The sequence below is a fragment of the Pseudomonas sp. B392_1p genome, assembly GCF_052245235.1.
GTDB classification, from domain to species: domain Bacteria; phylum Pseudomonadota; class Gammaproteobacteria; order Pseudomonadales; family Pseudomonadaceae; genus Serpens; species Serpens gallinarum.
The window spans coordinates 22,841-49,479 of the sequence record NZ_JBQPXM010000012.1 but is presented as its reverse complement, the minus strand read 5'-3'; the positions used below and the strand labels follow the sequence as shown (position 1 = coordinate 49,479).

Genomic DNA, 26,639 nt, shown 5'->3' with positions numbered 1-26,639 from the left:
CAAACTAATTTCCTCCATCGCAATGCATCCCTGAATCGCCTCTTCCCTTAGTTTGATTGTCTAGGGAAGCCCATCTCATAGAAAGCCAATGAACGCTGTCAGCCTAGTGTCGATCAGCCTTCGGTGGTACCCCGGTTTGTTATTAACTTTTAAGGGACGATCATTAGCGAGCTTATTCAAGCCGAGGCAAATGCTCATTCAACCATTGGTACGTGTCCGATTTTACTGGCCAATTCTTCAACAACCGCGTCCGATCTTTAAAGAAGGCAGCCTGAAAACTGCAATCCCCTGCATGCTGACGAACAGCATCCAAATCAATCAGGGCCCATTGGTTCCGGTCCCAGATCAGATTTGTCCCTTTGAGGTCGCCATGGCTGATGCGTTCACGCTGTAACGCATCCATTAGTCGCTCAAGGGCTTGAAGTTCGGCAACCGGTGGTGACTGGTCCAGATACGGCTGCCAGCGCGCCAGCAAATCCTCACCCGCCATGTATTCGGTCACTAGATAGCTGCGGCTGCGCAACCCGCACCAGCGGCGTTCCAGCATTGCCAAAGGCTTGGGCGTGGCAATGCCGAGGAAACTCAATCGATTTCCTTCCACCCAGCTCTGCCAAGCTCGGCTCGGGCGCCAGAAGCGTTTCACCCAGTGGCCAATGCCTTTGATGTTGTAGCGCTTGATCACCAAGGGACGACCGGCCACTTCGACCAGCGCCACGGTGGAACTGCCGCCCAGTTTGAGTGCTTTGCCAGCGTTGATGGCTGCATCAGGGTTAGCCAGCAGTTCCTTGAGCGCTGCAGCCTCTTGGCGACGCACCACCTGCAGTCCCATGGCCCCACGCTGTACGGCAAATTCGGTGCAGTCACGACCCAGCTTGTGCAAATACTCGCGCAATCGCTCTCGTCGCTTCGTGTCCACTTCCTTGAGTAGAGCTTCCAACGGCAGCGCGTGTTCACCGTTGACCAGTAGATAATGCACCAGCAGCTCTTCGATAAAAGGATCAAAGCCGGCCGAGAGCTGGGCGAAGAACAGGCCGAGGTTTTCCAACACCTTGTTACGCGACAACGCTGCGCCGAGATCTTCAGCGCGAATCGCACCGCCATCGATCAAATACAGCTGCCCCTGATGCCGTAGCAAATTGTCCAAGTGCAAGTCGGCTTGCCAAAGTCCTTTTGCGTGCAGCCCAGCGATGGCACCCAAGGCGTCGGCAAGTACAGCTTGCTGGCCGTCAGACAAAGGAGGCTCATGGGCCACTGCCTGCCAGGCATCGCCAAGGCTTTGCGAGCCGTCGAGATACTCGAACAATAGCCAGCCACCCTCTCCCTCCTGCAGGCCACTGCCTAAAAGCTGTGGCGTGGTTTGCTGCTGCTCGGCCAGTAGCCGCGCACCGGCCAGCTCGCGCTGAAAATGCCGCGCCGCCTTGCCGCCCACCAGTAACTTGGCCAATACCGGCCGGCCGCGCCATTCGCCGAGACCGACATAGCGTTGCCCGGGTATCACCCGTAGCAGGCGGCGCACCTGCAAGGTTTCCGGGCCGGCGCCGTCGGCCAGTTCCAGAGACAGCGGCAATGCCGGGGTGCGGCCGGCACGCGTCAACTCATGCAATTTCAAGGGACGTCTCCGCTCAACCCTGTGCGCCAGGCGCGTATTTGCGTTCAAAACGGGCCTGCAGGCGCGCCGCCCTGCGCTCCAGCCAGTCCAGCAGCCGGGCTTCTTCACGCAGAATCTGGCGCAGTGGCTGGCGGAAGTAGAGGCGCAAGAAGCGCAGCTTGTCGCGGCGACTCAGGCCGATGTTCAGCGCGGAAAAGTACAGCCCGGCCAGGTCCTTGTCGCGCCAGCGCCGCGGCACCCGCTTGCGCGCCTGGGCACGGTGCAGATCAATCAGCGACAGTCGCAGGCTGTCTGCCATTACCGGTTGGTCGGTGTGCAGCAGAAAGTGGCAGATATAACAGTCGCGATGGTTGACCCCGGCGCGATGCATGTCGCCGGTCATCTTCGCCACACGCTGGATCAGGGCTCGCTTGAGGCGCGGCGGTGGCGCTTGCTGCAACCAATCGGCAGTGAAATCTTCAAGGCTGACCGTAGGCGCCAGCTCCTCGGTGACGATGAAGGAATGCTGAGCCGCAGGATTGGCGCCCCGCTCGCCGAAGGCCACGGCCGTCATGGTGGGTACGCCAGCGTCGGTGAGCCGCTGAATGGCGGTCCATTCCTGACCAGCCCCGATCACGGGGGCTTTCAGGGTGCTGATGTTCTTAAATATCTCGCTCCAACCAATGCCACGATGAATCTTGACGAAATAGCCACGCCCCTCGACTTCAGTGCGCAGGGTGCGACGACCTTCCAGCTCGCGGTAGATCTGGCCCTGCAGCTTTTCCACTTCGGCGAAAGGATCTTTGCCCTGCCAAAGCGATTTGAAAGGTTCGCTGAGAAACAGTTTCATCAAAACTCCAGCAGGCGGCACGCCCTCACGGCTGCTCCGCCAGAATGATCTCTGCCGCGCGCTGCGGCATGGAATAGATATCGGCGGCTTGTGCCCAGACTAGAGCATTGCGACACCAGGTCGCACGCTGGGTAGAATCGGCCAGCATCTCAGCCAACCACTGATCAAGCTGTTCTTGCCGGAACGGGCTGGGCAGTACCCTACCGCCCTGCGCCTCGGTGATGTAATGGGCATAACCGCATACATCAGTGGTCAGCACCGGTAGACCAGCAACTATTGCTTCAAGCAATACGGCGCCTGCGCTTTCGTGATAAGCCGGGTGCACCATCAAATCCGCCCCCAACAGGAAACGCGGCACATCGTTGCGGCCTTGGAGAAAGGTTACACGGTCACCTATGCCCAAAGTTTTGCTTTGCGCCAAGAAAGTTTTGGGATTGTCCTGTCCAATGATCATCATCTTGGTGCGCTGGCGAAGGGTGTCCGGCAATGCCGCCAAGGCTCTCAAGGTTCGATCTACCCCTTTTGTTTTGAAGCCTGAGCCGATTTGCACAAGCAACAGCTCTGTTTCCGAAACGTCAAATTCATGCCGTAGTCCTGAACGGATTTTGCCTGCATTGGCAGGTGCTCGGCGATCTAGCGCAATACCTGGTGGCAACATATGTAGACGCTCGGGCTGAGTACCATAGTGCTGAATAAACTGCCTGCGCTGGTCCTCTGCAATCAGCATGATCCTTGTGTTTGCCGACTGCTCAAACACAGCGCGTTCGGTCGCAGAAAAATGCCGGTAGCGCCCACATTGGCGATACAGCCAGCTACGGCCCTGGACTTTGGCCTCGTAGCAGCCATCCGCTGCGTAGTAGACGTCCAGCCCAGGCATCTTGTTGAACCCCACCACGCGGTCCACCGGATGGCGAGCCAGGTCAGCATGCACCCACTCGGTGTATTTCTCGTTGCGCCGATGGTTGGAAACCGCCTTGACTGGAACGTAGCGAACGTCAAAGCCCGGCGGAGTATCACCTTCCCAGGACAGGCAGTACACGCGGATGGCGTGGCCGCGCTGCTGGCATTCTAAGGCGATGCGCAAAAAATCGCGCTGCAGGCCACCGAACGGGAAGTACTTGTAAAGCAGAAAGGCCAGTTGCATCAGGAGTGCTCTTTCAACAGCCGTTGCAGTTCGGGATACACACCGGCGGCATCCAGGCCGTCAAAGCAGGACTTTTCCCGATCGCCACTGCCGGCGTTGGGGCCGGTGGCGCACAGGTGTACCTGGCCCTGACCATAGGCACCAACGCGGCCGGGACGGGTGGGACCATAAAGAGAAATGCTGGGCACATCTAGCGCGGCGGCCAGATGGCCGAGGCCAGTGTCTACCGCAACACAGGCGCGGGCACCAGCAATGACCCGGGCAACCCCGACAAGGTTCAGCTTGGGCAGCACCTGGGCTTTATCCAAACCGGCGGCGATGCGCTCGGCACGGGCCTTTTCCTGCGCACTCCCCCACGGCAGGCGGATCGCCCAGCCCTCGGCATTCAGACGTTCGGCCAGGGCGCGCCAGTCGGCTTCCGGCCAGTGCTTACTGGCCCAGGTAGTGCCGTGCAGGAACACCAGATAAGGCTCATCGATTGGCCCGGCCAGCGCAACGCGATCCAGGCCGTAATCACCGGTGCTGACTGGCAGCCGGTAGCCCAGCGCTTGGGCGAACAGCTGGCGGGTGCGCTCCAACGCGTGTTGCTCGCGGGGCACCTGATAGGTACGGTCATAAAAACGACTGGCCAAGGGCTCGCGAGCTGAGTGCCGATCCAGCCCGGCTATCGGTGCGTTGCAGTAACGGGTCAGCCAGGCGCTTTTCAGCAGCCCCTGGGCATCGATCACCAGATCGTAGTTACCTTCGCGCAGGCATTGCTTGAACTGCCGCCACTCGCCACTCTTGTAAGTGCGCCACAGGTTCTTGCGCCAGCGGCGAATCGCCACCGGAATCACCCGGTCCACGGCCGGATGCCAGGCGGGGATTTCGGCAAAGCCCTCTTCAACTACCCAGTCGAAGCGAATGCCGGGAATCGCCTTAGCAGCGTCGGTGAGTGCCGGCAGGGTGTGGATGACGTCGCCCAGCGAGGAGGTCTTGATCAGCAGAACCCGCACTCACTGCACCTCAATCGGCTGGGGCAGCAGACGCTCCAGCGCCTCGATCACCGCACGCGGTTTGAGGTCACGCAGGCAGTTGTAATGGCCGAAGCGGCAGGTGCGTTCAAAGCACGGGCTGCAGTCCAGACCAAGACGGACAATTTCCACCTGTTCAGCCAACGGCGGGGTGAATTGCGGAGAAGTCGAACCATACACCGCCACCAACGGGCGGCTCAACGCGGCGGCCACGTGCATTAGCCCGGAATCGTTGGAGACGACAGCCGAAGCGGCCGACAGCAGGTCGATGGCCTCGGCCAGGCTGGTTTCGCCGGCCAGGTTGCTGACTTCTTCGCGCAGGCCCGGAATCAGCCGGTTGCGAATCTCCTCGCCACCCGGATGGTCACTTTTCGAGCCGAACAACCAGACTTGCCAGCCCTCGCGAATCTTCGCTTCAGCCACTTGGGCATAATGCTCGGCCGGCCAGCGTTTGGCTTCACCGAACTCGGCGCCGGGACACAGCGCCAACACCGGACGGTCCACGCTCAAGTCGAACTTTTTCAGCGCTGCGGCACGGCTGCTTTCGTCGATTTGCAGGCTGGGGCGCGGATACGGCTGGGGAATCTCGGCACCCGGCTCGAAGGCCAGGGCCATAAAGCGCTCGATCATCAGCGGGTAGCGCTGTTTGTCCAACGTGCGGATGTCGTTGAGCAAGCCATAGCGCATCTCGCCCTTCCAGCCGGTGCGCACGGGAATGCCGGCGAAAAACGGCACCAGGGCCGATTTCAGCGAATTGGGCAGCAGGATCGCCTGATCGTACTGGCCTTTGAGGCTACGGCCGATGGTACGGCGCGTGGCCAGGTCCAGCACGCCGTGGCCGAGCGGAAAGCTCAGGGCGCGACGCACTTCAGGCATGCGTTCGAGAATCGGTCGGCTCCATTCGGGCGCCAGCACGTCGATGCTGCACTCGGGATGGAGCTGTTTGAGACAGGTGAACAGCGTTTGCGCCATTACCATGTCGCCGACCCAACTGGGTCCGATGATCAGAATATTCATAAGAGCAGCTTCAAGCCGCAAGCGTCACGCTGCAAGCCGAAAAGCAATGAATGACTGCTTGTCGCTTGCAGCGTGACGCTTGCCACTATTTGACCAGAGTCCGCCATTCGGCGTGGGCGTCGGTCTGGCCGGTGACCAGGTCGAAATAGGCCTTTTGCAGCTTTTCGGTAACCGGACCACGGCGACCAAGACCGATCTGCCGGCCGTCCACTTCGCGGATCGGGGTCACTTCAGCGGCGGTACCGGTGAAGAAGGCCTCGTCGGCGATGTACACCTCGTCGCGGGTGATGCGCTTCTCGACGATTTCGATACCCTGCTCACGGGCCAGGGTCAGCACGGTGCTGCGGGTGATGCCGTTCAGGCAGGCCGTAACTTCCGGGGTGTAGAGCACGCCGTTCTTGACGATGAAGATATTCTCACCCGAACCCTCCGCCACATAGCCCTCCGGGTCCAGCAACAGCGCTTCGTCGGCGCCAGCGGAAACCGCTTCCTGCAGAGCCAGCATCGAGTTGACGTAGGAGCCACTGGACTTGGCGCGGGTCATGGTGATGTTGACGTGGTGACGGGTAAAGGAACTGGTGCGGATCTTGATGCCGTTGGCCAGGGCTTCCTCGCCCATGTAGGCGCCCCAGTGCCAGGCGGCGACGATCAGGTGCACCTTGAGGTTGTCGGCGCGGATGCCCATGCCTTCGGAGCCGTAGAACGCCAGCGGACGGATGTAGGCGCTGTCCAGCTTGTTTTCACGCACAGCGGCGAGGGTGGCTTCGTTGACCTGATCCTTGGTGAAGGGGATCTTCATGCCCATGATGTGTGCGGAATCGAACAGGCGGTCGGTGTGTGCCTGCAGGCGGAAGATCGCCGTGCCTTGCGGAGTCTTGTAGGCGCGCACGCCTTCGAACACGCCCATGCCGTAGTGCAGACTGTGGGTCAGCACATGGGTGGTCGCGTTGCGCCATTCGACCAACTCGCCGTCATACCAGATCACGCCATCACGATCAGCCATCGACATCGTTGTCACTCCTCAAGGTTATTCATTGATCCGGGCGGCAGCCCGCTACGCCAACCCCAACTCCAGCCAGATGCGCCGAACCTCGCGACGCAATTCGGCGAACTGATCGCCCGGGACTTTACCGGGCTGTTTCTGCAGGGCCAGCCGGTGCGTCGCAGCGCGGTAAGCCTTGTAAGCCTCCTGCAAGAGCTGGACGTCGGCCGCTGGCAGCAGGTCGGCTGCGCTCAGGCCGTCCAGAATGCGCATATTGTCGGTGTAGCGAATCAGCTGCGGGTAATGGTGCGACCACGCCAGGGCCGCGTATTGCACCATAAATTCAATATCGACGATACCTCCGGCATCCTGCTTCAAGTCGAACGGCTGCGTGGCATCGAACGCATTCTCGCCCAGTCCGGCCTGAGTGGCGTGGGTGCCCAGGTTGCCGCGCATCTTGGCGCGCATCTCACTCACCTCATCGCGCAAGGTTTCCAGGACGCGCGCCTGGCCCAGCACCCGCGCGCGCACCGCTTCAAATCCTTCAGCCACTCGCGGGCTGCCCACCAGCACCCGGGCGCGAATCAGCGCCTGGTGCTCCCACGTCCAGGCTTCGTTTTCCTGGTAACGGGCAAAGGCGCTGAGCGAGCTGACCAGCAGCCCCGAGGCGCCGGACGGGCGCAAGCGCATGTCCACCTCATAGAGCTGGCCAGAGGTGGTGTGGGTGGTCAGCAGATGAATGATGCGCTGCCCCAGCCGGGTAAAGAACGAGGTGCCATCCAAGGGCTTGGGCCCATCCGTATCGGCTTGCGGGTCACCGTCATGGATGAACACGAGATCCAGGTCCGAGCCATGCCCCAGCTCGATGCCACCGACCTTGCCATAACCAACAATGACGAAATCCGGATCGCAGTCGCTGCCGTCAATGCGCTTGGGCATGCCGTGCCGTGCCACGGTGTCCCGCCAGGCCAGCGCCAGCACCTGATCGAGGATCGCCTCGGCCAGCCAGGTCAGGTAATCGCTGACTTTCATCAGCGGCAAGGTGCCGGCAAACTCCGAAGCAGCCACCCGCAGACTGTGGGCTAATTTGAAATGACGTAGCGCTTCCATCTGCTGCTCAAGGTCGTCCTCGGGAATCCTCGTCAGCCGCTCACGCAGTTCGGCGGCCAGCTCCGGAGCCTGGGGCGGGCTGTACAACCGCCCTTCGTTGAGCAGCTCATCGAGCAGCAGCGGGTAGCGAGCGATCTGCTCAGCGATCAGCGGGCTGGCTGAGCACAACTGCAACAGCCGGGTCAGGGCGCCGGGGTTTTCGGTGAGTAGCACCAGGTACGCAGAACGCCGGGCGACCGCGGCCACCAGTGGCATGACCCGCTCCAGCACCTGGTCCAACTCGTCGTGCTCGACTGTCTGCGCCAACAGGCGCGGCATAAAGGCATCCAGCCGTTCGCGACCCAGGCGCTGCATGCTGCGCACCTGATTGCCATTGCGCAGATCCTGCAGGCGGCGCAGGGCTACGTCCGGCGCTTGGAAGCCGGCCTCGGCCAGTTGTCGCACCGCCATGTCCTCCTCCAGGGTGCCCAGCCACAGCGGCTGCCACTCGCCGCCCACCACCTCGTCTTCGTCCTCACCATCCGGATCGGCGATCACCTGATGAAAATGCCAGTCGATACGCTCGCGCCAGTGCTGCAGTCGTTCGAGGAAGGCCGTCCAGTTGTCGAAACCCATGATGAAGGCCACCCGTGCCTGCTCGCGCGGGTCGTCCGGCAACATCTGCGTCTGCCGGTCGGCGATGGCCTGCAAGGCATGCTCGGTGTAGCGCAGGAAGCGATAGCCGTCGCGCAGCTCGGCCACCACTGGCGCCGGCAGGTAACCCTGGCCTTCAAGGATGGCTAACACCTTGAGCAACGGGCGCAGTTGCAGACTCAGGTCACGGCCACCGTGAATCAGCTGGAAGGCTTGCGCAATGAACTCCACTTCGCGGATACCGCCAGCGCCTAACTTGATGTTCTCCGCCATGCCCTTGCGGCGCACCTCCTGCTGGATCAGCTGCTTCATGGTGCGCAGCGCCTCGATCGCCGAGAAATCCAGGTAGCGGCGATAGACAAACGGCTGGAGGATTTTCAGCAGCCGAGCCCCTTCGCGCCGATCACCGCCGACCACCCGCGCCTTGATCATCGCATAGCGCTCCCAATCCCGGCCCTGGTCCTGGTAGTACTGCTCCAACGCGGCAAAGCTGAGCACCAGGCCGCCGCTGGAACCGTAGGGTCGCAGGCGCATGTCGGTGCGGAACACGAAACCGTCCACGGTGATGGCATCCAGTGCCTTGATCAGCTTCTGGCCCAGGCGGGTGAAGAACTCCTGGTTATCCAGCGAGCGCCGGGCGCCCTCGGTCTCGCCCGCTTCGGGGAAGCCGAAAATCAGGTCGATGTCCGAGGACAGATTGAGTTCATGGGCGCCCAGCTTGCCCATTCCCAGGATGATCATCTGCTGCGACGCGCCACTGCGCCGGCCGGTGGGCGTTCCGAACTGTTCGCAGTGACGCGGGTACAGCCACTGGTAGGCCAGATCGATGCAGGCATCGGCCAGGTCGGACAGATCGCGGCAGGTTTCAGCCAGATCAGCCAGCCGGTTGACGTCGCGCCAGATGATGCGCAGCTGCTGGCGGTTGCGAAAGCGGCGCAGCGTGCGGGACAGTTCCTCTTCCTGAGTGCAATCAGCCAGCCATGCCAGCAGCTGAGCGCGCATCTCGCTGGAGCGCAAGGTGCACTCCAATTCGCCTGATTCAGCCAGGGCGAGAAAGCCTGCCGCGTCACGCGACGCCTGCTCAGCGACAAAATCACTGGCCACACAGGCACGAGCAAAGGCCTGCCAGCGCTCCGCCGGCCATCCCTCGGTTCCCTGCCCCAGCTCTTCAGCCTTGGCGAGCAACGCCGCCCGCCCTCGCTCAGCCAGAGGCTCAAGCGCAACGGGGATGGCAACGAGAGAGGGCAGACTCATGGTGGATTCCTTGGCATGAACGCGGGCAATACCGCCAGCAGATAGCGCAAATGGGGGCTTAGTCAATCCTTCCTCTTAAAAAATGTCGCCCTGCGTTCATCTAATGAGTTCGCCCCGGCCGGTGTTCAAGGAGGTCGGCTGCGTGCTCCGGCCGCTGTGCAATGTCTCGGCCCGGTATTGGGACCGGTCCGTGGTCTATTCTTGCCCATCTGAACCTTGGCCTGCAGGGATCGCGACGAGACGTTTTTGTAGTTTTACCTACTTTCGTATGTATCGAGACAGGTGATTCTTGCGTCGATATGTAGTAAAACTACAAAACCGAGCTGATCGCTCGGTCTACACAATGAATAAGAGACTGCCGCCCCACAAAGGCGTCAGAGTCACCGCGAGGCGGGCCTATCACGGGTACGCCTTATTGCCCTGGAGCAAGCCATGCAAGACCTCGACCCCATCGAAACCCAGGAATGGCTGGATGCCTTGGAATCCGTCCTCGACCGTGAAGGCGAGGAGCGTGCGAAATACCTCATGACCCGCATGGGTGAACTGGCCTCGCGCACCGGCACCCAGCTGCCCTACGCGATTACCACACCCTACCGCAACACCATTCCGGTCACCCACGAAGCTCGCATGCCCGGCGACCTGTTCATGGAACGCCGCGTACGCTCGATCGTGCGCTGGAACGCACTGGCCATGGTCGCGCGCGCCAACAAGCAGGACTCCAGCCTGGGCGGACACATCTCTACCTTCGCCTCCAGCGCGACCCTGTATGACATCGGCTTCAACTACTTCTTCCAGGCCCCGACCGAAGAACACGGCGGCGACCTGGTCTATTTCCAAGGCCACGCCTCCCCGGGCGTGTACGCCCGCGCCTTCCTCGAAGGGCGCATCACGGAAGACCAACTGAACAACTTCCGCCAGGAAGTCGACGGCAAAGGTCTGTCCTCTTACCCGCACCCGTGGCTGATGCCGGACTTCTGGCAGTTCCCCACCGTGTCCATGGGTTTGGGCCCGATCCAGGCGATCTACCAGGCACGTTTCATGAAGTACCTGGAGAGCCGTGGTTTCATTCCCGCCGGCAAGCAGAAAGTCTGGTGCTTCCTGGGCGACGGCGAGACCGACGAGCCGGAATCCCTCGGCGCCATTTCCCTGGCCGGCCGTGAGAAGCTCGACAACCTGATCTTCGTGATCAACTGCAACCTGCAGCGCCTGGACGGCCCGGTGCGCGGCAACGGCAAGATCATCCAGGAACTGGAAGGCAACTTCCGTGGCGCTGAATGGAACGTCATCAAGGTGATCTGGGGCCGCCTGTGGGACCCGCTGTTTGCCAAGGACACCGACGGCCTGCTGCAGCAGCGCATGGAAGAAGTGGTCGACGGCGACTACCAGAACTACAAGGCCAACAACGGCGCCTTCGTGCGCGAGCACTTCTTCGGTGCGCGTCCGGAGCTGCTGGACATGGTCAGCGACCTCTCCGACGAAGAGGTGTGGAAGCTCAACCGTGGCGGCCACGACCCGTTCAAGGTGTATGCGGCCTACCACGCGGCGGTCAACCATACCGGCCAGCCGACGGTTATCCTGGCCAAGACCATCAAGGGCTACGGCACCGGCTCGGGCGAGGCACAGAACATCGCCCACAACGTGAAGAAGATTGACGTCGAGAGCCTGAAATCCTTCCGCGACCGTTTCGGCGTGCCGATTCCGGACGACCAGCTCGAACACCTGCCGTTCTACAAGCCAGAGCCCGACAGTCCGGAAATGAAGTACCTGCTCAAGAGCCGCGAAAAGCTCGGCGGTTTTGTACCGCAGCGCCGCGCCAAGAGCATCAGCATTCCTACTCCGCCGCTGGAGACCCTCAAGGCCATCCTCGACGGCTCAGGCGACCGCGAAATCTCTACCACCATGGCCTTCGTCCGCGTACTGGCTCAGTTGGTCAAGGACAAGGACCTAGGCAGCCGCATCGTGCCCATCGTGCCTGACGAGGCGCGCACCTTCGGCATGGAAGGCATGTTCCGCCAGCTCGGCATCTATTCCTCGGTCGGCCAGCTGTATCAGCCGGTGGATAAAGACCAGGTAATGTTCTACCGCGAGGACAAGAAGGGCCAGATCCTCGAGGAAGGCATCAACGAAGCCGGTGCCATGTCCAGCTGGATCGCTGCCGCCACCGCGTACAGCAACCACAACCAGCCGATGCTGCCGTTCTACATCTTCTACTCAATGTTCGGCTTCCAGCGCATTGGCGACCTGGCATGGGCAGCCGGCGACAGCCAGGCGCGCGGCTTCCTGATTGGCGGCACCGCCGGGCGTACCACGCTCAACGGCGAAGGTTTGCAGCACCAGGATGGTCACAGTCATATCCTTGCCTCGACCATTCCCAACTGCCGCAGCTATGACCCGACCTACGGCTACGAGCTGGCCGTGATCATCCGCGAAGGCATTCGCCGGATGACCGAGGAGCAGGAAAACATCTTCTATTACCTGACGGTGATGAACGAGGCCTACCAGCAGCCGGCCATGCCTGAGGGCGTGGAAGACGGCATCATCAAGGGCATGTACCTGCTCGAGGAAGACAAGAAGGAAGCCGCACATCACGTGCAACTGCTCGGTTGCGGCACCATCCTGCGTGAAGTGCGCGAGGCGGCGAAGATTCTGCGTGCGGACTACAACATCGGCGCCGATGTGTGGAGCGTCACCAGCTTCAACGAACTGCGCCGCGAAGCCCTGGCCGTGGAACGCCGCAACCGCCTGCATCCGGAACAGAAGCCGCAGCAGAGCTATGTCGAACAGTGCCTGTCCGGTCGCCAGGGTCCGGTGATCGCTTCGACCGACTACATGAAGCTGTTCGCCGACCAGATCCGCCAGTGGGTCCCGGTCAAGGAATACAAGGTGCTCGGCACCGACGGTTACGGCCGCAGCGATACGCACCAGAAACTGCGCGACTTCTTCGAAGTGGACCGCAAGTGGGTTGTACTGAGCGCACTGGAGGCTCTGGCCGACCGCGGCGACATTGAGCGCACTGTGGTTGCCGAGGCGATTGCCCGCTTTGGTATCGACACCAACAAGCCCAACCCGCTGGATTGCTGAGGAGCGAAGAAATGAGCGAATTGATTCGTGTCCCTGACATTGGCAGCGGCGAAGGCGAAGTCATCGAACTGTTCGTCAAGGTTGGCGATCGCATCGAGGCCGAACAGAGCCTGCTGACCCTGGAGTCCGACAAGGCCAGCATGGAAATCCCGGCGCCCAAGGCCGGGGTGGTCAAGAGCCTGAAGGTCAAGCTCGGCGACCGCCTGAAAGAAGGCGACGAGCTGTTGGAGTTGGAAGTCGAGGGTGACGAAAACGTCGCCCCGGCCGTAGAAGCCAAGCCTGCGGAAGCGGCGGCCGAGGCTCCGAAAGCCGAGGCCCCGGCCGCCCCGGCACCGGCTGCGGCGTCTGCCACCAGCAGCCAGGAAATCCGCGTGCCGGACATCGGCTCGTCCGGCACCGCCAAGGTCATTGAAGTTCTGGTCAAGGTTGGCGATACGGTGGAAGCCGAACAATCGCTGATCACCTTGGAGTCGGACAAGGCGAGCATGGAAATCCCCTCGCCGGTTGCCGGCGTGGTGGAAAGCCTGGCCGTTCAGCTGGACGCCGACGTCGGTACGGGCGACCTGATCCTGACCCTCAAGGTCGAAGGTGCCGCACCTGCTGCTGCGCAGCCTGCCGCCGCCGCGCCTGCCGCACCGGCCAGCAGTCCTGCGGCTGCGGCTCAGGCAGCGCCGTCGGCAGCACCTGCAGCGGCACCTGCCGCTCCGGTGGCCGCAGCCAACCGTGACAGCAGCAAAGTGCACGCCGGGCCGGCCGTGCGCCAGCTGGCCCGCGAGTTCGGTGTCGACCTGGCTGCCGTGACCGGTACAGGCCCGCGTGAGCGCATCCTCAAGGAAGACGTGCAAACCTACGTCAAAACCATGATGCAGCAGACCAAGGGCGCACCCACCGGGGCGACCGGCGGTGCCGGCATTCCGCCGATTCCGGCTATCGACTTCAGCAAGTTCGGTGAAGTCGAAGAAGTGGCCATGACTCGCCTGATGCAGGTGGGCGCTGCCAACCTGCACCGCAGCTGGCTCAACGTGCCGCACGTCACGCAGTTTGAATCCGCCGACATCACCGAGCTGGAAGCCTTCCGCGTTGCGCAGAAGGCGGTGGCCGAGAAGGCGGGCGTCAAGCTTACCGTCCTGCCACTGCTGCTCAAGACCTGTGCACACCTGCTCAAGGAAATGCCGGATTTCAACAGCTCGCTGGCACCCAGCGGTACTGCACTGATCCGCAAGAAGTACGTGCACATTGGCTTTGCGGTGGACACGCCGGATGGCCTGCTGGTGCCGGTGATCCGCAACGTTGACCAGAAGAGCCTGCTGCAACTGGCGGCCGAAGCGGCCGAATTGGCCGACAAGGCGCGCAACAAGAAACTGTCGCCCGACGCCATGCAAGGCGCCTGCTTCACCATCTCCAGCCTCGGCCATATTGGCGGCACCGGCTTTACGCCGATCGTCAACGCGCCGGAAGTGGCGATCCTGGGTGTTAGCAAGGCGACCATGCAGCCGGTCTGGGACGGCGCGGCCTTCCAGCCCAAGCTGATGCTGCCGCTGTCGCTGTCCTACGACCATCGGGTGATTAACGGCGCCGCCGCCGCACGCTTCACCAAGCGCCTGTCCGAGCTGCTCGCGGACATCCGCACGATGCTCCTGTAATACCCGCCGGGGCCAGCGCCCCGGCACCGTTCCTTCTAACGAGCATGCGCCACGCTCGTACCTCAAACCCTGCCGATTGGCAGGGTTTTTTTTGCACTTCGCTTGCGATCAGCCAAGAAGCTGGGAACGCTCTAGAGTAGGCTTACTAGCAACGTCGTATGGCTAGGCACTCATGCGTGCTGGTTATCCGGCATGTGCAGCTTGCCGCGTTGACGATAACGCCACATAGTAGCCAAGTGCCCCATTCGAAAACTCAGGCTCGCGTATCGATTTGCCTGAACGATAAATAGAAAACCATTAGCGTGACCCTTGTTAGCGAGCCTTCATGTTCAAGCAGCCCGAATCCGCGTCAGAGCTTATCGCGCAGTTGCCCTCGCTGGCCCGCTTCGGCTTGGCTCGTTTCGCTCGTCCCAACAATGAAGAGTGGCGGCTGACCTGCGACTATGCGGAAGGAGCTGAAGACGCGCTTTGGTCGCGGCTCGTTGACGCTCGTTATGACGAACTGATTTCCTTGGCGTTACGCCGGCAGTTGCACCAGTTGGTGCAGCGGCAATTGCAAAGCAGTAGCCACTATCGTTTGAGTTACTCCCTGAACACCCCGCGCGGCCCGCTTAAATTGCTGGAAATCGGCGAACATACTGGTGATTGGCTGCAGGGCTACCTGTTGGCACAACAGCCCACCCCGATCAGTCGCGAGGGGATATGCCTAAGTGCCATCGAACAAAGCGCTCAGGCCTTTTTACTGGTGGATACTCGCGGCCGGATCACCTATGCCAATCCCAGCCTGTGCACCATCACCCACTACAGCCTTGAGGAACTTCTGGGCCGTCGGCTCGCAGAGCTGCCCCCGCTGGATAGCGTCGCGGAGTTGTTCCGCGATGCCATGCACCAACGGCCCGAACACGCCAGTTGGACAATTGAATTCCCCAGCCATCGCAAAAATCTCGAGCCCTATTGGGGGCGTGTAACGATTTCCCGTGTGCGCGACGAGAACGGTCGAACCAGCCATTTTTCCGGGCTCTGGGAAGACATTACCCTGAGCAAGCTGAACCAGCAGCAGTACCAGCAACAAGCGCTCACCGATTCGCTGACCGGCCTTGGCAACCGCGAATACTTCCTCGCTCTGCTGCAGCGGCGCCTCGAAGCCAAACGGCCCGCACCGTTCAGCGTCCTGCTGATCGACATCGACAATTTCAAACGCATCAACGACAGCCTGGGCCATGAGACCGGTGACAAATTGCTGATCAGCCTGGCCCGCCGCCTGCGCAACAGCTTGGCCTCCACCACCAGCCTCTCACGCTTCGCCAGTAATGAGTTCGCTGTGCTGCTTGACGCTGAAACGGATCAGGCAGCCGAGGATATTGCCCAACAACTGCTGCAGTTACTCGATCTGCCGCTGTTCGTGGCCAACCAATTGATTACCGTGACCGCAACACTGGGCATGGCCTTCTTCCCTCGCCATGGCGACGAGGCGAAAACGCTCACCAAACATGCCAGCCTGGCCCTGCACAAGGCCAAAGAGGTCGGCAAGAGTCGCCTGCAGGTATTCACTGAAAACCTCAACAGCGAAGCCGATTACAACCTGTTTATTGAGAGCAACCTGCGCCACGTGCTGGACCGGAATGAGCTGGAGCTCTACTACCAACCCAAGCTATGCCTTGGAAGCAAACGCCTGATCGGTCTGGAAGCCCTGTTGCGCTGGCGCCATCCAGTCAAAGGGTTGATCTCACCGGACAAGTTCATTGGCCTGGCCGAAGATACCGGACTGATCGTGCCCATCGGCCAATGGGTGATTCGCGAGTCATGCCGAATGCTGCATCATCTCCAAGCCGCAGGGCGCCCCGACCTGCGCATCGCCATCAACTTGTCGCCGCGCCAGTTCCATGATGAGCATCTGGTCAGTTCCATCGAAAATATCCTCAGGGAAGAGCACGCCGACGCCACACGCCTGGAGCTGGAACTGACCGAAAGCCTGCTGCTCGACTTCAGCACCAACACCTTCGAGCAGCTGACCCGCCTGAAAGCCCTGGGCTTTACCCTGGCCATGGACGACTTTGGTACGGGCTACTCGTCGCTGAGTTATCTGAAGAAATTTCCGCTGGATGTGATCAAGATCGACCGCAGCTTCATCAAGGATATCCCGGACAGTCAGGACGACATGGAAATCACCTCAGCGGTGATTGCCATGGCTCACAAACTAAAGCTGCAAGTGGTCGCCGAAGGCATCGAAACCGACGCCCAATTGGCTTTTCTGCAGCTTCAGCATTGCAACCTCGGGCAAGGCTTTCTGTTCGACAGGCCCATTGCCGGCAGCGGCTTGCTTGAGCATCTGCAACGTTATCCTGCGTAACGACCGCACAGTTAGCCGCTGGCAAGAGGACGCTACCCTAAACCAACTGGCTCCCGTCATGGCAAGGGGGTAGGCTGAAGCCCAGTTCTTGCACACCGGGAGTTTCACATGTTTGCTACTACTGCCCACCACGCCGCACTGCCCAGTGCCGAACAGGCGTTGCCCGGACGTGACACGCCGATACCGGTCCCGCACAGCCATTACGTGAACGGTCATCCGCTGCAGCCGCCCTTCCCGGGCGGTCTCCAACAGGCGATTTTTGCCCTCGGTTGTTTCTGGGGCGTAGAGCGACGCTTCTGGCAACAGCCTGGCGTCTGGAGCACAGCGGCCGGATACATCGGCGGGCGTACGCCCAACCCCACCTATGAAGAAGTGTGCAGCGGGCTGACCGGGCACACTGAAGCGGTGCTGGTGGTATTCGATCCACAGCTCATTGATTACGCAGCGCTGCTCAAGCTGTTCTGGGAGGCTCATGACCCGACCCAGGGCATGCGCCAGGGTAACGATATCGGCACCCAGTACCGCTCGGCCCTCTACTGGCTGAATGAGGAGCAGAAAGCTGCCGCCCTGGCCAGCCGCGACGCTTATGCACAGCAACTGGCAAAGGCCGGGTTTGGTCCAGTCACCACGGAAATCGCCGAAGCGCCGCCGTTTTATTACGCCGAGGCTTATCACCAGCAATACCTGGCAAAAAACCCCAATGGTTATTGCGCGCTGCGCGGCACGGGAGTTTGTCTGCCGTAGGCGGCGAGTTAGCAGGAGCGTGGTTGGCTGAAGCCGATACCCTGGCGAACCTGCGCCATGGGTATCGCTGCGGTGTTGGCTTTTATACAGCGAAACGGGGTTTGGCGATGATCCGCCAGTCCTCACCCACCGCGCGTATGTCGACGATGCGTAATTCACGCGCTTCGCTCATACGCTCCAGCGGCAGATCCAGCAAGGGGCGGGCGCTGGAGCCGAGGAACTTGCCAGCGACGAAGATCTGATACTCATCGACCAGATCCTGCTGGGCAAAGGCGCCAGCCAGGCGCGGCCCGGCTTCCACCAGCACCTCGTTGGCACCGCGCGCAGCCAATTCACGCAGCAAGGCCGGAAGATCCACCTGCCCTCCTTCACCCGGCACGCTCAGGCATTGGTGACCAGCAGCCGGATAATCCACACCGGGTGACGAAGTCGCCACCAGTGCCGCGCCAGCCTTAAAAAACGGCGCATCCAAGGGCACGCGACAACGTCCATCGACCAGTACCCGCAACGGCGGACGGCCCAGCGCCAGCGCCGTCTGCTCGGTATCCAAACCCAGCTCGTTGCCGCGTACCGTAAGCCGCGCCTGATCCATCAAAACGGTATCAGCGCCGGTCAGCACCACACTGGACTGTGCGCGCAGGCGCTGCACTGCTGCACGCGCCGCAGCGCCGGTGATCCATTGGCTTTCGCCGCTGGCCATCGCCGTGCGTCCGTCCAGGCTCATCGCCAGCTTGACCCGCACATAAGGCAGGCCCGTTTCCATACGCTTCACAAACCCGCAGTTCAGCTCACGCGCCTCGTCCTCCAACACTCCGCTAGCGACCGCGATACCGACACTGCGCAACCGCTCGAGGCCACGCCCCGCGACCTGTGGATTGGGGTCTTGCATGGCCGCCACCACCCGGGTGACCCCCGAGCTCACCAACGCTTCGGCGCACGGCGGCGTGCGACCGAAATGGCTGCACGGCTCAAGGGTGACGTACGCAGTGGCACCCCGAGCGCGCTCGCCGGCCTGGCGCAAGGCATGCACTTCGGCGTGCGGCTCGCCGGCGCGTACATGCCAGCCTTCACCGACCACCTCGCCATCGCGCGCGATTACACAACCGACTCGCGGGTTGGGATGGGTCGAATACAATCCCCGGCGCGCCAACTCCAAGGCACGCGCCATATACAGCTGATCGTTCATGGCTTGGACGGCTCGCGGGCCAGGCGTTCAATTTCCTCACGGAACTCGTTAAGGTCCTGGAAGCGACGGTAGACGGACGCGAAACGGATATAGGCGATTTCATCCAATTGCTGCAGAGCACTCATCACCAGCTCGCCAACCACCAGGGATTTGACCTCGCGCTCGCCCGTGGCGCGCAACTGATGCTTGATGTGGGCAATTGCCGCTTCCAAGCGCTCGACACTTACCGGGCGCTTTTCCAGCGCGCGCTGCATCCCGGCGCGCAGCTTGTCCTCATCGAAGGGCTGGCGGCTGCCGTCCTGCTTGATCAACCGCGGCATCACCAGCTCCGCGGTCTCGAAGGTGGTGAAGCGCTCGCCACACGCCAGGCATTCGCGCCGGCGCCGAACCTGGTCGCCTTCGGCAACCAGACGCGAATCGATGACCTTGGTGTCATGGGCGCTGCAAAAGGGACAGTGCATGGGCGAAGAACCTGATGAAAGAACCAGGCGCCATGGTAGCGCATCCCCTTGAGCAGACAAATCGGCCGGGCTTGCAGCTACACTCGACCTCCTTTTCAGCCTGCCACCTTCACCATGAACACACCACACACCCTGCAACAGGCGCTCCATGAACTGCTCGGCGATGCGCGCCTAAGCGCCACGCCGTTGCCCGATACGGATCTACGCCTGTGGCTGATCGATGCCGACAATATGGACCGCGCCTTCAGCCCCGAAGAAACCCGGCGCATTCTTGAAGAGCCGCCGTACTGGAGTTTTTGCTGGGCCAGTGGATTGGTGTTGGCACGCTGGCTGGCCGAGCATCCGCAGTGGGTGAAGAATAAGCGCGTGCTGGATTTCGGCGCGGGTTCTGGCGTCGCGGCCATTGCCGCCGCCAAGGCCGGCGCGCTGGAAGTGGTGGCCTGCGACCTTGACCCCTTGGCGCTGGCGGCCTGCCGGGCCAATGCTGAGCTCAACGGCGTGGAGTTGGGCTACTCGGCGGATTTTTTTGCCGAAGGTGATCGCTTCGACCTGATTATCGTCGCCGATGTGCTTTACGACCGCGCCAACCTGCCGCTGCTTGATCACTTCCTCAGTCGCGGCCAGGAAACCTTGGTGGCCGATTCAAGGGTCAAGAATTTCCACCATCCGCTGTACCGGCATCTCGGCGAGATTGAAGCCTGCACCTGGCCGGACCTGGCCGAGCCGGCGGAATTTCGTCATGTGAACCTGTATCACGCCGCGCGCGTGACGGCCTAGGCCGCCACCAACAAAATGCCCCGCACAGGGCGGGGCATGGATGATCGCAGCGACTCGAGCTTAGAACGTCAGGCCGATGTTCATCCGCGCACCGTCGAACTCTTCCTTGGCGTGGCTTTGATAGCTGGCGCCGACGAAGAACTGGGTATTGGTGGCAGCCGAGCCTGACCAACCGAAATTGACGCCGTATTCAGTCACCTGATCGGAGTACAGCGCATCGCCGGAGTAACGGGTGTCGCGCACGAACACCTGAGTTGCCAGCTGCCACGGCAGGGCAATATGCCAAGCCAGGCCGTTGGTCATCGCCTTGTTGCTCAAGTCGTAGTCGATGACATAAATGTCCTCGTCGTCTTCGTACTCGATGCGCTCGCTGTCGATTTTCACCAAGCTGTTGTTCAGGGTGAAATTCTGGCCAAACAGGCTGAAGTCGTAGCGTGTGGTCAGCGATAGGGCACGCAGCACACCGACGGTAAGAATTTCGGCGGAACCAGCGGCGCCGTAGTCGATGGCCGGAGTAATTTCCAGGCCTTCAATCAGCGGAATGGTCCAGGCAAAGCCCAATTGCAGGCTGTAGCTCTTGGCATCCTCGTTAACCGTGGTGTAGTTCATCGGCATACGGAACTGCAGACGGTGACCCGGGAACCAATCGAGCTTGAAGGTATAGGCCAGCGGCAGGTTGTAGTTAATGACGTCCTGATTGTCCGCCGTGGTATAGCTGCTGTAGCGCAGGCCAAGATCCCACTGGTTGTCGATATCTTGACGGTTGGTACCGGTGATCGAGCTGTTGGTCAGGAAGTAGATGTTGTCGACCATGGTCGACATCAAGCTGCTGGGGTTACCGGCAACGGGGTCGAAGCTGGTGGCTTGCGCGGCGACCTTATTGATCTTGGTAAGGATTTCATGTTCGCCTTTTTCGACCAAGTAATCCTTCAGTTGGTCAATGGCATCGTCGCCCATGGGGTCGTCATTGAACTCCTTGTAAATACCCAGGCTTGGGATATCCAGAATCAGCTTGCTGCCCTTTTCGTAGGTCAGCTGGATGGGCACACCACGAAACCTGATCTGCGCGACCGCGTCATGCTGGCTCTCGTCGAAGCCATCCAAACCCCATTGATCAATGATGAAATCAAGATCGACTACATCGACGGCCTCTTCGGCATCGTTAAAGCTGAAACTTGCCGATTTCCCCCCGGCCGCCCACGACAACGTCACATCAAACAACGCGGCCTGTGCCGATGCGCTCCCCAGCGCAATGGCCGCAGCCAGTACTACTTTGCGGTACATGTTGAAGCTCCCATTTATTGATTTTTTATCCCTACCGCAGCGTTGGCAAATCTAAGCCGGCAAGGCGTGCCATCATTTTGCCTTCCAGCCCTTTAACTGCCAATAGCACCGATGTCGGGAATACGTCTGAGCGCCCGGCTAAAAGCAAAAACCAAACCTCTTCATGGCTCCTTTACAGCCGCCCGTCGGAACCCCTGCGGCTTCCCGTAACGACCGTCCACCCTTACCATGCAGGCACGTCCGTTCCTTCGAGAAAGCTGATGAGCGCTACTCCGTATATCTTCGATGTCACCGAGGCCAGCTTCGAACAGCTGGTGGTTGAAAACTCTTTCCACAAGCCGGTGCTGGTGGACTTCTGGGCCGACTGGTGCGCCCCCTGCAAGGCGCTGATGCCGCTGCTGGCCAAGATCACCGAGGAGTACCAGGGCGAGTTGCTGCTGGCCAAGGTCAACTGCGATATTGAACAAGGCATTACCGCCCGCTTCGGCATCCGCAGCCTGCCCACCGTGGTGCTGTTCAAGGATGGCCAGCCGGTAGACGGTTTCGCCGGCGCGCAGCCGGAATCGGCGGTTCGCGCGATGCTCCAACCCCACGTGCAGATGCCTGCCGCACCGGAGGCCGACCTGCTGGAAAGCGCCCAGGCGCTGTTTGGTGAAGGCCACTTCAGCGAGGCCGAAGCGCTACTCAAGCAATTACTCAGCGAAGACAACGAAAATGCCGCCGGGCTGATCCTGTATGCCCGCTGCCTGGCCGAACGCGGCGAGTTGGGTGAGGCCGAGACGGTACTCAACGCAGTGCAGGGCGACGAGCACAAGCAGGCCCTGGCCGGAGCCCGCGCACAACTGACGTTCCTGCGCCAGGCGGCTGATCTGCCGGACGTTGCCCTGTTGAAATCACGTTTGGCCAAAGATGCGGGAGATGACGAAGCCACCTATCAGCTGGCTATTCAGCACCTGGCGCGCCAGCAATACGACACCGCCTTGGAGGGATTACTGAAGCTTTTCGTGCGCAACCGCAGCTACGCCGACGGCTTGCCACACAAAACCCTGTTGCAAGTTTTCGACCTGCTGGGTAATGACCATCCCTTGGTAACGCAATACCGACGCAAGCTGTATCAGTCGATTTACTGACACAGCTTCAGCCGCGGCGCCAAGCTCACATGGCGATGCAACGCGTCGCGGCTTGCTCCCACGCAGGAACGTGGGAGCCGCCAATCAGTTCCTGAGCTTCGGTCCGTGGGTCGGCCCCTCCACATAAGCCTGTGTGCCAGTTCGGACGTCTGTGGGAGCGGCGACCTCGCCGCGAAGCTTTCAGCACACAATGCAGCTACTGCTCATTGCGTGCCAACCCACCTCTTGCTCCCCTGCCTGGGCACTGGCCGATTACACGCCGGCTTTCAGTCAGACACACTTATCAAAAACCATCAGAACCAAGCTCCCGGCCTCGGCTGTGCTGGCCAGTGCGCAGTGAATATTGTTATAAGATAACGAACCTTGTGCATCACCGGAGTTTCCATGCGTCGCCTGTTGCTTGTTGTCCTGCCTCTCTCCCTGGTTTCGCCCCTCGCTAATGCCTTGACGCATCACGATAATGACGATGCCTATGGAAACGCCAGCCTGCATGCCCATGAGCACGGCGTCGCTCAGCTGGATGTGGCGTTGGAGGGCAAGCAGCTTGAGCTGGAGATACACAGTCCGGCAATCAACCTGCTGGGCTTCGAGCATTTCCCCAAAAACACGGCCGAGGAAGCCCGAGTCGAGGCCGTGCGCGAGCTGCTCGAACAGCCCCGCATCCTGTTCAGCCTTCCCGCCATGGCCAAATGCGAGGCGGAGCGCCAGGCGATCAACAGCCCACTGTTCGGTGTGGCAGCCGGTGATGTCGACCATCTGGCCCTGCATGATGACGAAGACGCCCTTGCCGATACGGCGGAACAGGAGCATGCGGAGATTCATGCCCACTACCAGTTTGACTGCGCAAAACCTGACGCCTTGCAGGGCCTTGACCTGAGCCCTCTGTTCCGCCAATTCCCCGGCACCCGGCGCATTCAGGTCCAGTTGATCGGCCCCAAGGGCCAGCAGGGCCATGAGGTGACGCGCAGCCAGCCGCGTCTGTCCTTTTAAGTCACGCGGAACAATCCCGCCTTCTTTTTCCAGGGATGTCATGACCGCTTTTAATTTGCTTGAACTCTCTCAGCTCGGTTTCGCCTGGCCCGGTCAGGCTGAGTTGCTGGATATTCCTACCTTCCAGCTAGCCAAGGGCGAAAGCCTGTTTCTCAACGGCCCCTCCGGGAGCGGCAAGACCACTCTGCTCGGCCTTTTGGGCGGCGTGCAAAAGGCCGGGCGTGGCAGCGTGCGTCTGCTCGACCAGGACCTGAGTCTGCTCAGCGCCGGTGCTCGTGACCGCTTTCGCGTCGATCACACCGGCTACATCTTTCAGCAGTTCAACTTGCTGCCTTTTCTATCGGTACGCGAAAACGTTGCCCTACCCTGCCGCTTTTCCAGGTTACGCACCAAACGCGCCCGGCAACGCCACGGCAGCGTCGAGCAGGCTGCCAACCAATTGCTCAATCACCTGGGCTTGCCCTCCGCGTTGCACGAACGCCGTGCCGAAGCCTTGTCCATCGGTCAGCAGCAACGCGTCGCCGCGGCCCGCGCGCTGATCGGCCAGCCGGAATTGGTGATTGCCGACGAACCGACGTCGGCCCTCGACGCCGATGCCCGAGAAGCGTTCCTGCACTTATTGTTCTCCGAGTGCCAGGCGGCAGGCGCCAGCCTGCTGTTCGTCAGTCACGACCAGAGCCTGGCGCCGTTGTTCGACCGCAGCGTCTCCCTGCTTGACCTCAACCGCGCCACCCGCGCCCAGGAGATTTGAGATGCATCTGCTGCGTCTGGCCCTGGCCAGCCTGGCCAACCGCCGCTTTACCGCACTGCTGACGGTGTTCGCCATTGGCCTGTCGGTATGCCTGTTACTGGCCGTGGAGCGGGTGCGTACGGAAACCCGCGCCAGCTTCGCCAGCACCGTGAGCGGCACCGATTTGATCGTCGGCGCACGTTCCGGCTCGGTAAACCTGTTGCTGTACTCGGTATTCCGCATTGGCAACGCCACCAACAACATCCGCTGGGACAGCTACCAACGCTTCGCCGAACATCCCCGCGTCGCCTGGTCGATTCCGATGTCTTTGGGCGACTCGCACCGCGGTTACCGGGTACTCGGCACCAGCACGGCCTATTTCGAGCATTTCCGCCATGGCCGCAAACAGGCTTTGCAACTGACTGAGGGTCGCGCCTTCGCAGACGATCCGTTTGAGGTGGTTTTGGGCGCTGAAGTGGCCAGCGCGCTGGGTTATCAGCTCGAGGACCATATTGTCCTGGCCCACGGGGTCGCCCGGGTCAGCCTGACCCACCACGACGACAAGCCGTTTCGCGTGGTCGGCGTCCTGGCGCGAACTGGCACGCCGGTGGACCGCACCCTGCACGTGTCGCTGGAAGGCATGCAGGCGCTGCACATCGACTGGCGCAACGGCATGCCGGCGCGTGGCAACCAGGTGATCAGCGCCGAGCAGGCGCGCCAACTGGACCTGCAACCGCAACAGATCACCGCGTTCATGCTCGGCCTGCACAGCAAAGTGGCCACTTTCGCCCTGCAGCGCGAGATCAATCAATATCGCGGCGAGCCTTTGCTGGCGATTCTGCCTGGCGTCGCCCTGCAAGAGCTGTGGAGCCTGATGGGCACCGCGGAACAGGCGTTGTTCGTGGTCTCGCTGTTCGTGGTTCTGACCGGGCTGATCGGCATGCTGACGGCCATTCTCACCAGCCTCAATGAGCGTCGCCGGGAAATGGCTATCCTGCGATCGGTGGGTGCGCGCCCCTGGCATATCGGCGGGTTGCTGATCGTCGAAGCCTTCGCGCTGGCGCTGGCCGGCGGCGTCCTCGGTCTGGGGTTGCTTTATGTGGGTATCGCCCTCGCGCAAGGGCCTCTGCAAAGCCACTACGGCCTTTACTTGCCGCTGGCGTTACCCAGTTCCTGGGAATGGAGTCTGTTGGGTGCCATTCTGGTGGCAGCCGTGCTGATGGGCAGCGTGCCCGCCTGGCGCGCCTACCGGCAGTCGCTGGCCGATGGTTTATCGATTCGCCTGTGAGGAAACCCATGACACGTCTGCTATTCGTTCTGCTACTGGCCGCCACCCCAGCATTTGCTGCCGCCGAAGTCCGTGAGCTGCAATGGTCCGACCTGATCCCCGCCGGCGCCCCGCTGCCGGATCTAGAGCCGATGCCGCTGCATGATTTGTCCGACTTGGGCGAGGTACTTTCCGAGGATGGGCCGCCCGCTCCCCAGCAAGCACCCAACGAGCCGGTGGTAGAAGCGCTGGACGGTCAGCGGATCAAGCTACCTGGCTATGTGGTGCCGCTGGACATTACCGAGGCGGGGCGTGTCATCGAGTTTCTGCTGGTGCCCTACTATGGGGCCTGCATCCATGTACCGCCCCCACCCTCCAACCAGATCGTCCACGCCACCAGTGAACTGGGCATCCGCCTGGAAGACCTGTGGCTGCCGTTCTGGATCGAGGGTCCCTTGAAGGTGGCACACGCCAGCAGCGAACTGGCCGAGGCCGGCTACCAGATGCAGGCGGAGAAAATCATCGTCTACGACATCGAGCAACTGCAGGGTTATTGAACCGGCACCTTGCCGGCCGCGCGTGACAAGCTGTCGCATAGGCGCTGGGCAAACCGTTGCGCTGGATCAAAAAACGCCTGTCCCAGGCTCCTAACATGGGCTCCAACCAAGACATACCTCTGCCTCGATTGGAGTTACCCATGCGCACGACACTACTCGCTGCTTCCGCCCTGGCCCTCGCCATCGCCGCCCCGCTCGCCCATGCCCACAAGGCCGGTGACATCATTGTGCGTGCCGGTGCAGTAACGGTGGATCCGCGAGAGGACAGTTCCCTTCTCAATCTCGACGGCGGCAATGTCCCGGGTACAGGCGCCACCTTGAACAGCGACACCCAGCTGGGCTTGAACTTCGCTTATATGCTCACCGATAAGGTCGGTATCGAGCTGCTGGCCGCCACCCCATTCACCCATGAGGTAGGTGTCAAAGGCGTTAGCGCCGCGACGGGAATCCCAGGTCTGGACGGTAAACTGGGCGAGGTCACCCACTTGCCGCCAACCCTCAGCGCCGTGGTCTACCCGCTGGATAATAACTCCGCCTTCCAGCCCTATTTGGGCGTCGGCATCAACTACACCGTCTTCTTCGACGAGGAGTTGACCGCTGAACGCAAGGGCCAACAGTTCAGCAACCTCAGCCTGGATAGCTCCTGGGGCCTGGCCTTCCAGGTTGGCGCCGACTACATGCTGACCGACAATCTGATGCTCAACGCCCAGGTGCGTTATATCGATATCTCCACCGACGCCACAGTGAAAGGTCCCGGCGCCCTGGGTGTCCAGGAAACCAAGGTCAGCGTCGACGTCGACCCGATGGTCTACATGGTCGGCTTGGGCTACAAGTTCTAAGCTCATCCT

20 protein-coding genes and 1 pseudogene are annotated in these 26,639 nt (G+C 61.3%); 11 read left to right on the top strand and 10 right to left on the bottom strand.

From position 1 onward, the window contains the following. Positions 1–172: 172 nt before the first annotated feature. The 7 genes from ACTV8E_RS16425 to glnE form a co-directional block, all read right to left on the bottom strand. The gene (locus ACTV8E_RS16425) at positions 173–1,609 is read right to left on the bottom strand and encodes a lipopolysaccharide kinase InaA family protein (RefSeq protein ID WP_443200206.1); all 1,437 of its coding nucleotides are present in this window, start codon (positions 1,607–1,609) and stop codon (positions 173–175) included. Between the two features lie 13 nt (positions 1,610–1,622). After that, a complete protein-coding gene (rfaP, locus tag ACTV8E_RS16420; protein WP_443200205.1) occupies positions 1,623–2,438 on the bottom strand; it encodes a lipopolysaccharide core heptose(I) kinase RfaP in 816 nt (271 codons plus the stop codon). Positions 2,439–2,463: 25 nt separating this feature from the next. Continuing rightward, complete coding sequence (locus ACTV8E_RS16415) at positions 2,464–3,582, bottom strand: glycosyltransferase family 4 protein (protein ID WP_443200204.1); 1,119 nt, start codon at positions 3,580–3,582, stop codon at positions 2,464–2,466. Then, positions 3,582–4,577: a lipopolysaccharide heptosyltransferase I gene (gene waaC, locus ACTV8E_RS16410; protein ID WP_443200203.1), complete on the bottom strand. Its 996-nt coding sequence runs from the start codon at positions 4,575–4,577 to the stop codon at positions 3,582–3,584. Before waaC ends, ACTV8E_RS16415 begins: the two co-directional genes overlap by 1 nt. Continuing rightward, entirely contained in the window at positions 4,578–5,612 is a 1,035-nt protein-coding gene (waaF, locus tag ACTV8E_RS16405) for a lipopolysaccharide heptosyltransferase II (protein ID WP_443200202.1), read from the bottom strand. Between the two features lie 85 nt (positions 5,613–5,697). Then, complete coding sequence (locus ACTV8E_RS16400; RefSeq protein ID WP_443200201.1) at positions 5,698–6,621, bottom strand: branched-chain amino acid transaminase; 924 nt, start codon at positions 6,619–6,621, stop codon at positions 5,698–5,700. A gap of 45 nt (positions 6,622–6,666) precedes the next feature. Then, on the bottom strand, positions 6,667–9,591 hold the full coding sequence (glnE, locus tag ACTV8E_RS16395) for a bifunctional [glutamate--ammonia ligase]-adenylyl-L-tyrosine phosphorylase/[glutamate--ammonia-ligase] adenylyltransferase (RefSeq protein ID WP_443200200.1): 2,925 nt from the start codon (positions 9,589–9,591) through the stop codon (positions 6,667–6,669). 432 nt (positions 9,592–10,023) lie between these two features. Between glnE and aceE the strand changes: the two genes are divergently transcribed. The 4 genes and pseudogenes from aceE (at position 10,024) to msrA (ending at position 17,409) form a co-directional block, all read left to right on the top strand. Continuing rightward, the gene (gene aceE / locus ACTV8E_RS16390) at positions 10,024–12,672 is read left to right on the top strand and encodes a pyruvate dehydrogenase (acetyl-transferring), homodimeric type (RefSeq protein ID WP_443200199.1); all 2,649 of its coding nucleotides are present in this window, start codon (positions 10,024–10,026) and stop codon (positions 12,670–12,672) included. 11 nt (positions 12,673–12,683) lie between these two features. Continuing rightward, positions 12,684–14,315, top strand: coding sequence for a dihydrolipoyllysine-residue acetyltransferase (gene aceF / locus ACTV8E_RS16385; RefSeq protein ID WP_443200198.1), 1,632 nt, complete (start codon positions 12,684–12,686; stop codon positions 14,313–14,315). 712 nt (positions 14,316–15,027) lie between these two features. Then, positions 15,028–16,665: pseudogene (locus ACTV8E_RS16380) on the top strand (putative bifunctional diguanylate cyclase/phosphodiesterase); the annotation flags it as partial. A 108-nt stretch (positions 16,666–16,773) separates the two neighbouring features. After that, complete coding sequence (msrA, locus tag ACTV8E_RS16375) at positions 16,774–17,409, top strand: peptide-methionine (S)-S-oxide reductase MsrA (protein WP_443200197.1); 636 nt, start codon at positions 16,774–16,776, stop codon at positions 17,407–17,409. A gap of 82 nt (positions 17,410–17,491) precedes the next feature. Here the strand turns inward: msrA and ribD are convergent, their stop codons facing one another. Both ribD and nrdR read right to left on the bottom strand, forming a co-directional pair. Beyond that, entirely contained in the window at positions 17,492–18,595 is a 1,104-nt protein-coding gene (gene ribD / locus ACTV8E_RS16370) for a bifunctional diaminohydroxyphosphoribosylaminopyrimidine deaminase/5-amino-6-(5-phosphoribosylamino)uracil reductase RibD (RefSeq protein WP_443200196.1), read from the bottom strand. Beyond that, complete coding sequence (gene nrdR, locus ACTV8E_RS16365) at positions 18,592–19,056, bottom strand: transcriptional regulator NrdR (protein ID WP_251837738.1); 465 nt, start codon at positions 19,054–19,056, stop codon at positions 18,592–18,594. Before nrdR ends, ribD begins: the two co-directional genes overlap by 4 nt. A 114-nt stretch (positions 19,057–19,170) precedes the next feature. Here nrdR and ACTV8E_RS16360 point away from each other — a divergent pair, with 114 nt between their 5' ends. Continuing rightward, on the top strand, positions 19,171–19,833 hold the full coding sequence (locus ACTV8E_RS16360) for a class I SAM-dependent methyltransferase (RefSeq protein ID WP_443200195.1): 663 nt from the start codon (positions 19,171–19,173) through the stop codon (positions 19,831–19,833). Positions 19,834–19,893: 60 nt separating this feature from the next. Here the strand turns inward: ACTV8E_RS16360 and ACTV8E_RS16355 are convergent, their stop codons facing one another. Continuing rightward, a complete protein-coding gene (locus ACTV8E_RS16355) occupies positions 19,894–21,117 on the bottom strand; it encodes a hypothetical protein (protein ID WP_443200194.1) in 1,224 nt (407 codons plus the stop codon). A gap of 260 nt (positions 21,118–21,377) precedes the next feature. On the opposite strand from ACTV8E_RS16355, the gene trxA reads away from it, so the two are divergent. From trxA to ACTV8E_RS16325, 6 genes are all read left to right on the top strand, one after another. Further along, on the top strand, positions 21,378–22,247 hold the full coding sequence (trxA, locus tag ACTV8E_RS16350; protein ID WP_251837741.1) for a thioredoxin: 870 nt from the start codon (positions 21,378–21,380) through the stop codon (positions 22,245–22,247). 384 nt (positions 22,248–22,631) lie between these two features. Further along, complete coding sequence (locus ACTV8E_RS16345; protein WP_443200193.1) at positions 22,632–23,237, top strand: DUF2796 domain-containing protein; 606 nt, start codon at positions 22,632–22,634, stop codon at positions 23,235–23,237. 40 nt (positions 23,238–23,277) lie between these two features. Next, positions 23,278–23,988, top strand: coding sequence for an ABC transporter ATP-binding protein (locus ACTV8E_RS16340; protein ID WP_443200192.1), 711 nt, complete (start codon positions 23,278–23,280; stop codon positions 23,986–23,988). 1 nt (position 23,989) lies between these two features. Next, on the top strand, positions 23,990–25,255 hold the full coding sequence (locus ACTV8E_RS16335; protein ID WP_443200191.1) for an ABC transporter permease: 1,266 nt from the start codon (positions 23,990–23,992) through the stop codon (positions 25,253–25,255). Positions 25,256–25,263: 8 nt separating this feature from the next. Next, positions 25,264–25,791, top strand: a complete 528-nt coding sequence (locus ACTV8E_RS16330) for a DUF3299 domain-containing protein (protein ID WP_273537959.1) — start codon at positions 25,264–25,266, stop codon at positions 25,789–25,791. Between the two features lie 140 nt (positions 25,792–25,931). Next, positions 25,932–26,630: an OmpW/AlkL family protein gene (locus tag ACTV8E_RS16325; RefSeq protein WP_251837746.1), complete on the top strand. Its 699-nt coding sequence runs from the start codon at positions 25,932–25,934 to the stop codon at positions 26,628–26,630. Positions 26,631–26,639: the final 9 nt, after the last annotated feature.

Excerpts from the sequence above, each read along its gene's own strand:
- ACTV8E_RS16400 (WP_443200201.1), bottom strand. The coding sequence starts at position 6,621 with ATGTCGATGGCTGATCGTGATGGCGTGATCTGGTATGACGGCGAGTTG.
- waaF (WP_443200202.1), bottom strand. The coding sequence starts at position 5,612 with ATGAATATTCTGATCATCGGACCCAGTTGGGTCGGCGACATGGTAATG.
- ACTV8E_RS16345 (WP_443200193.1), top strand. The coding sequence starts at position 22,632 with ATGCGTCGCCTGTTGCTTGTTGTCCTGCCTCTCTCCCTGGTTTCGCCC.
- ACTV8E_RS16355 (WP_443200194.1), bottom strand. The coding sequence starts at position 21,117 with ATGTACCGCAAAGTAGTACTGGCTGCGGCCATTGCGCTGGGGAGCGCA.
- aceF (WP_443200198.1), top strand. The coding sequence starts at position 12,684 with ATGAGCGAATTGATTCGTGTCCCTGACATTGGCAGCGGCGAAGGCGAA.
- ACTV8E_RS16415 (WP_443200204.1), bottom strand. The coding sequence starts at position 3,582 with ATGCAACTGGCCTTTCTGCTTTACAAGTACTTCCCGTTCGGTGGCCTG.
- msrA (WP_443200197.1), top strand. The coding sequence starts at position 16,774 with ATGTTTGCTACTACTGCCCACCACGCCGCACTGCCCAGTGCCGAACAG.
- aceE (WP_443200199.1), top strand. The coding sequence starts at position 10,024 with ATGCAAGACCTCGACCCCATCGAAACCCAGGAATGGCTGGATGCCTTG.
- ACTV8E_RS16340 (WP_443200192.1), top strand. The coding sequence starts at position 23,278 with ATGACCGCTTTTAATTTGCTTGAACTCTCTCAGCTCGGTTTCGCCTGG.
- ACTV8E_RS16360 (WP_443200195.1), top strand. The coding sequence starts at position 19,171 with ATGAACACACCACACACCCTGCAACAGGCGCTCCATGAACTGCTCGGC.
- ribD (WP_443200196.1), bottom strand. The coding sequence starts at position 18,595 with ATGAACGATCAGCTGTATATGGCGCGTGCCTTGGAGTTGGCGCGCCGG.
- ACTV8E_RS16325 (WP_251837746.1), top strand. The coding sequence starts at position 25,932 with ATGCGCACGACACTACTCGCTGCTTCCGCCCTGGCCCTCGCCATCGCC.
- trxA (WP_251837741.1), top strand. The coding sequence starts at position 21,378 with ATGAGCGCTACTCCGTATATCTTCGATGTCACCGAGGCCAGCTTCGAA.
- nrdR (WP_251837738.1), bottom strand. The coding sequence starts at position 19,056 with ATGCACTGTCCCTTTTGCAGCGCCCATGACACCAAGGTCATCGATTCG.
- ACTV8E_RS16330 (WP_273537959.1), top strand. The coding sequence starts at position 25,264 with ATGACACGTCTGCTATTCGTTCTGCTACTGGCCGCCACCCCAGCATTT.
- ACTV8E_RS16335 (WP_443200191.1), top strand. The coding sequence starts at position 23,990 with ATGCATCTGCTGCGTCTGGCCCTGGCCAGCCTGGCCAACCGCCGCTTT.
- glnE (WP_443200200.1), bottom strand. The coding sequence starts at position 9,591 with ATGAGTCTGCCCTCTCTCGTTGCCATCCCCGTTGCGCTTGAGCCTCTG.
- rfaP (WP_443200205.1), bottom strand. The coding sequence starts at position 2,438 with ATGAAACTGTTTCTCAGCGAACCTTTCAAATCGCTTTGGCAGGGCAAA.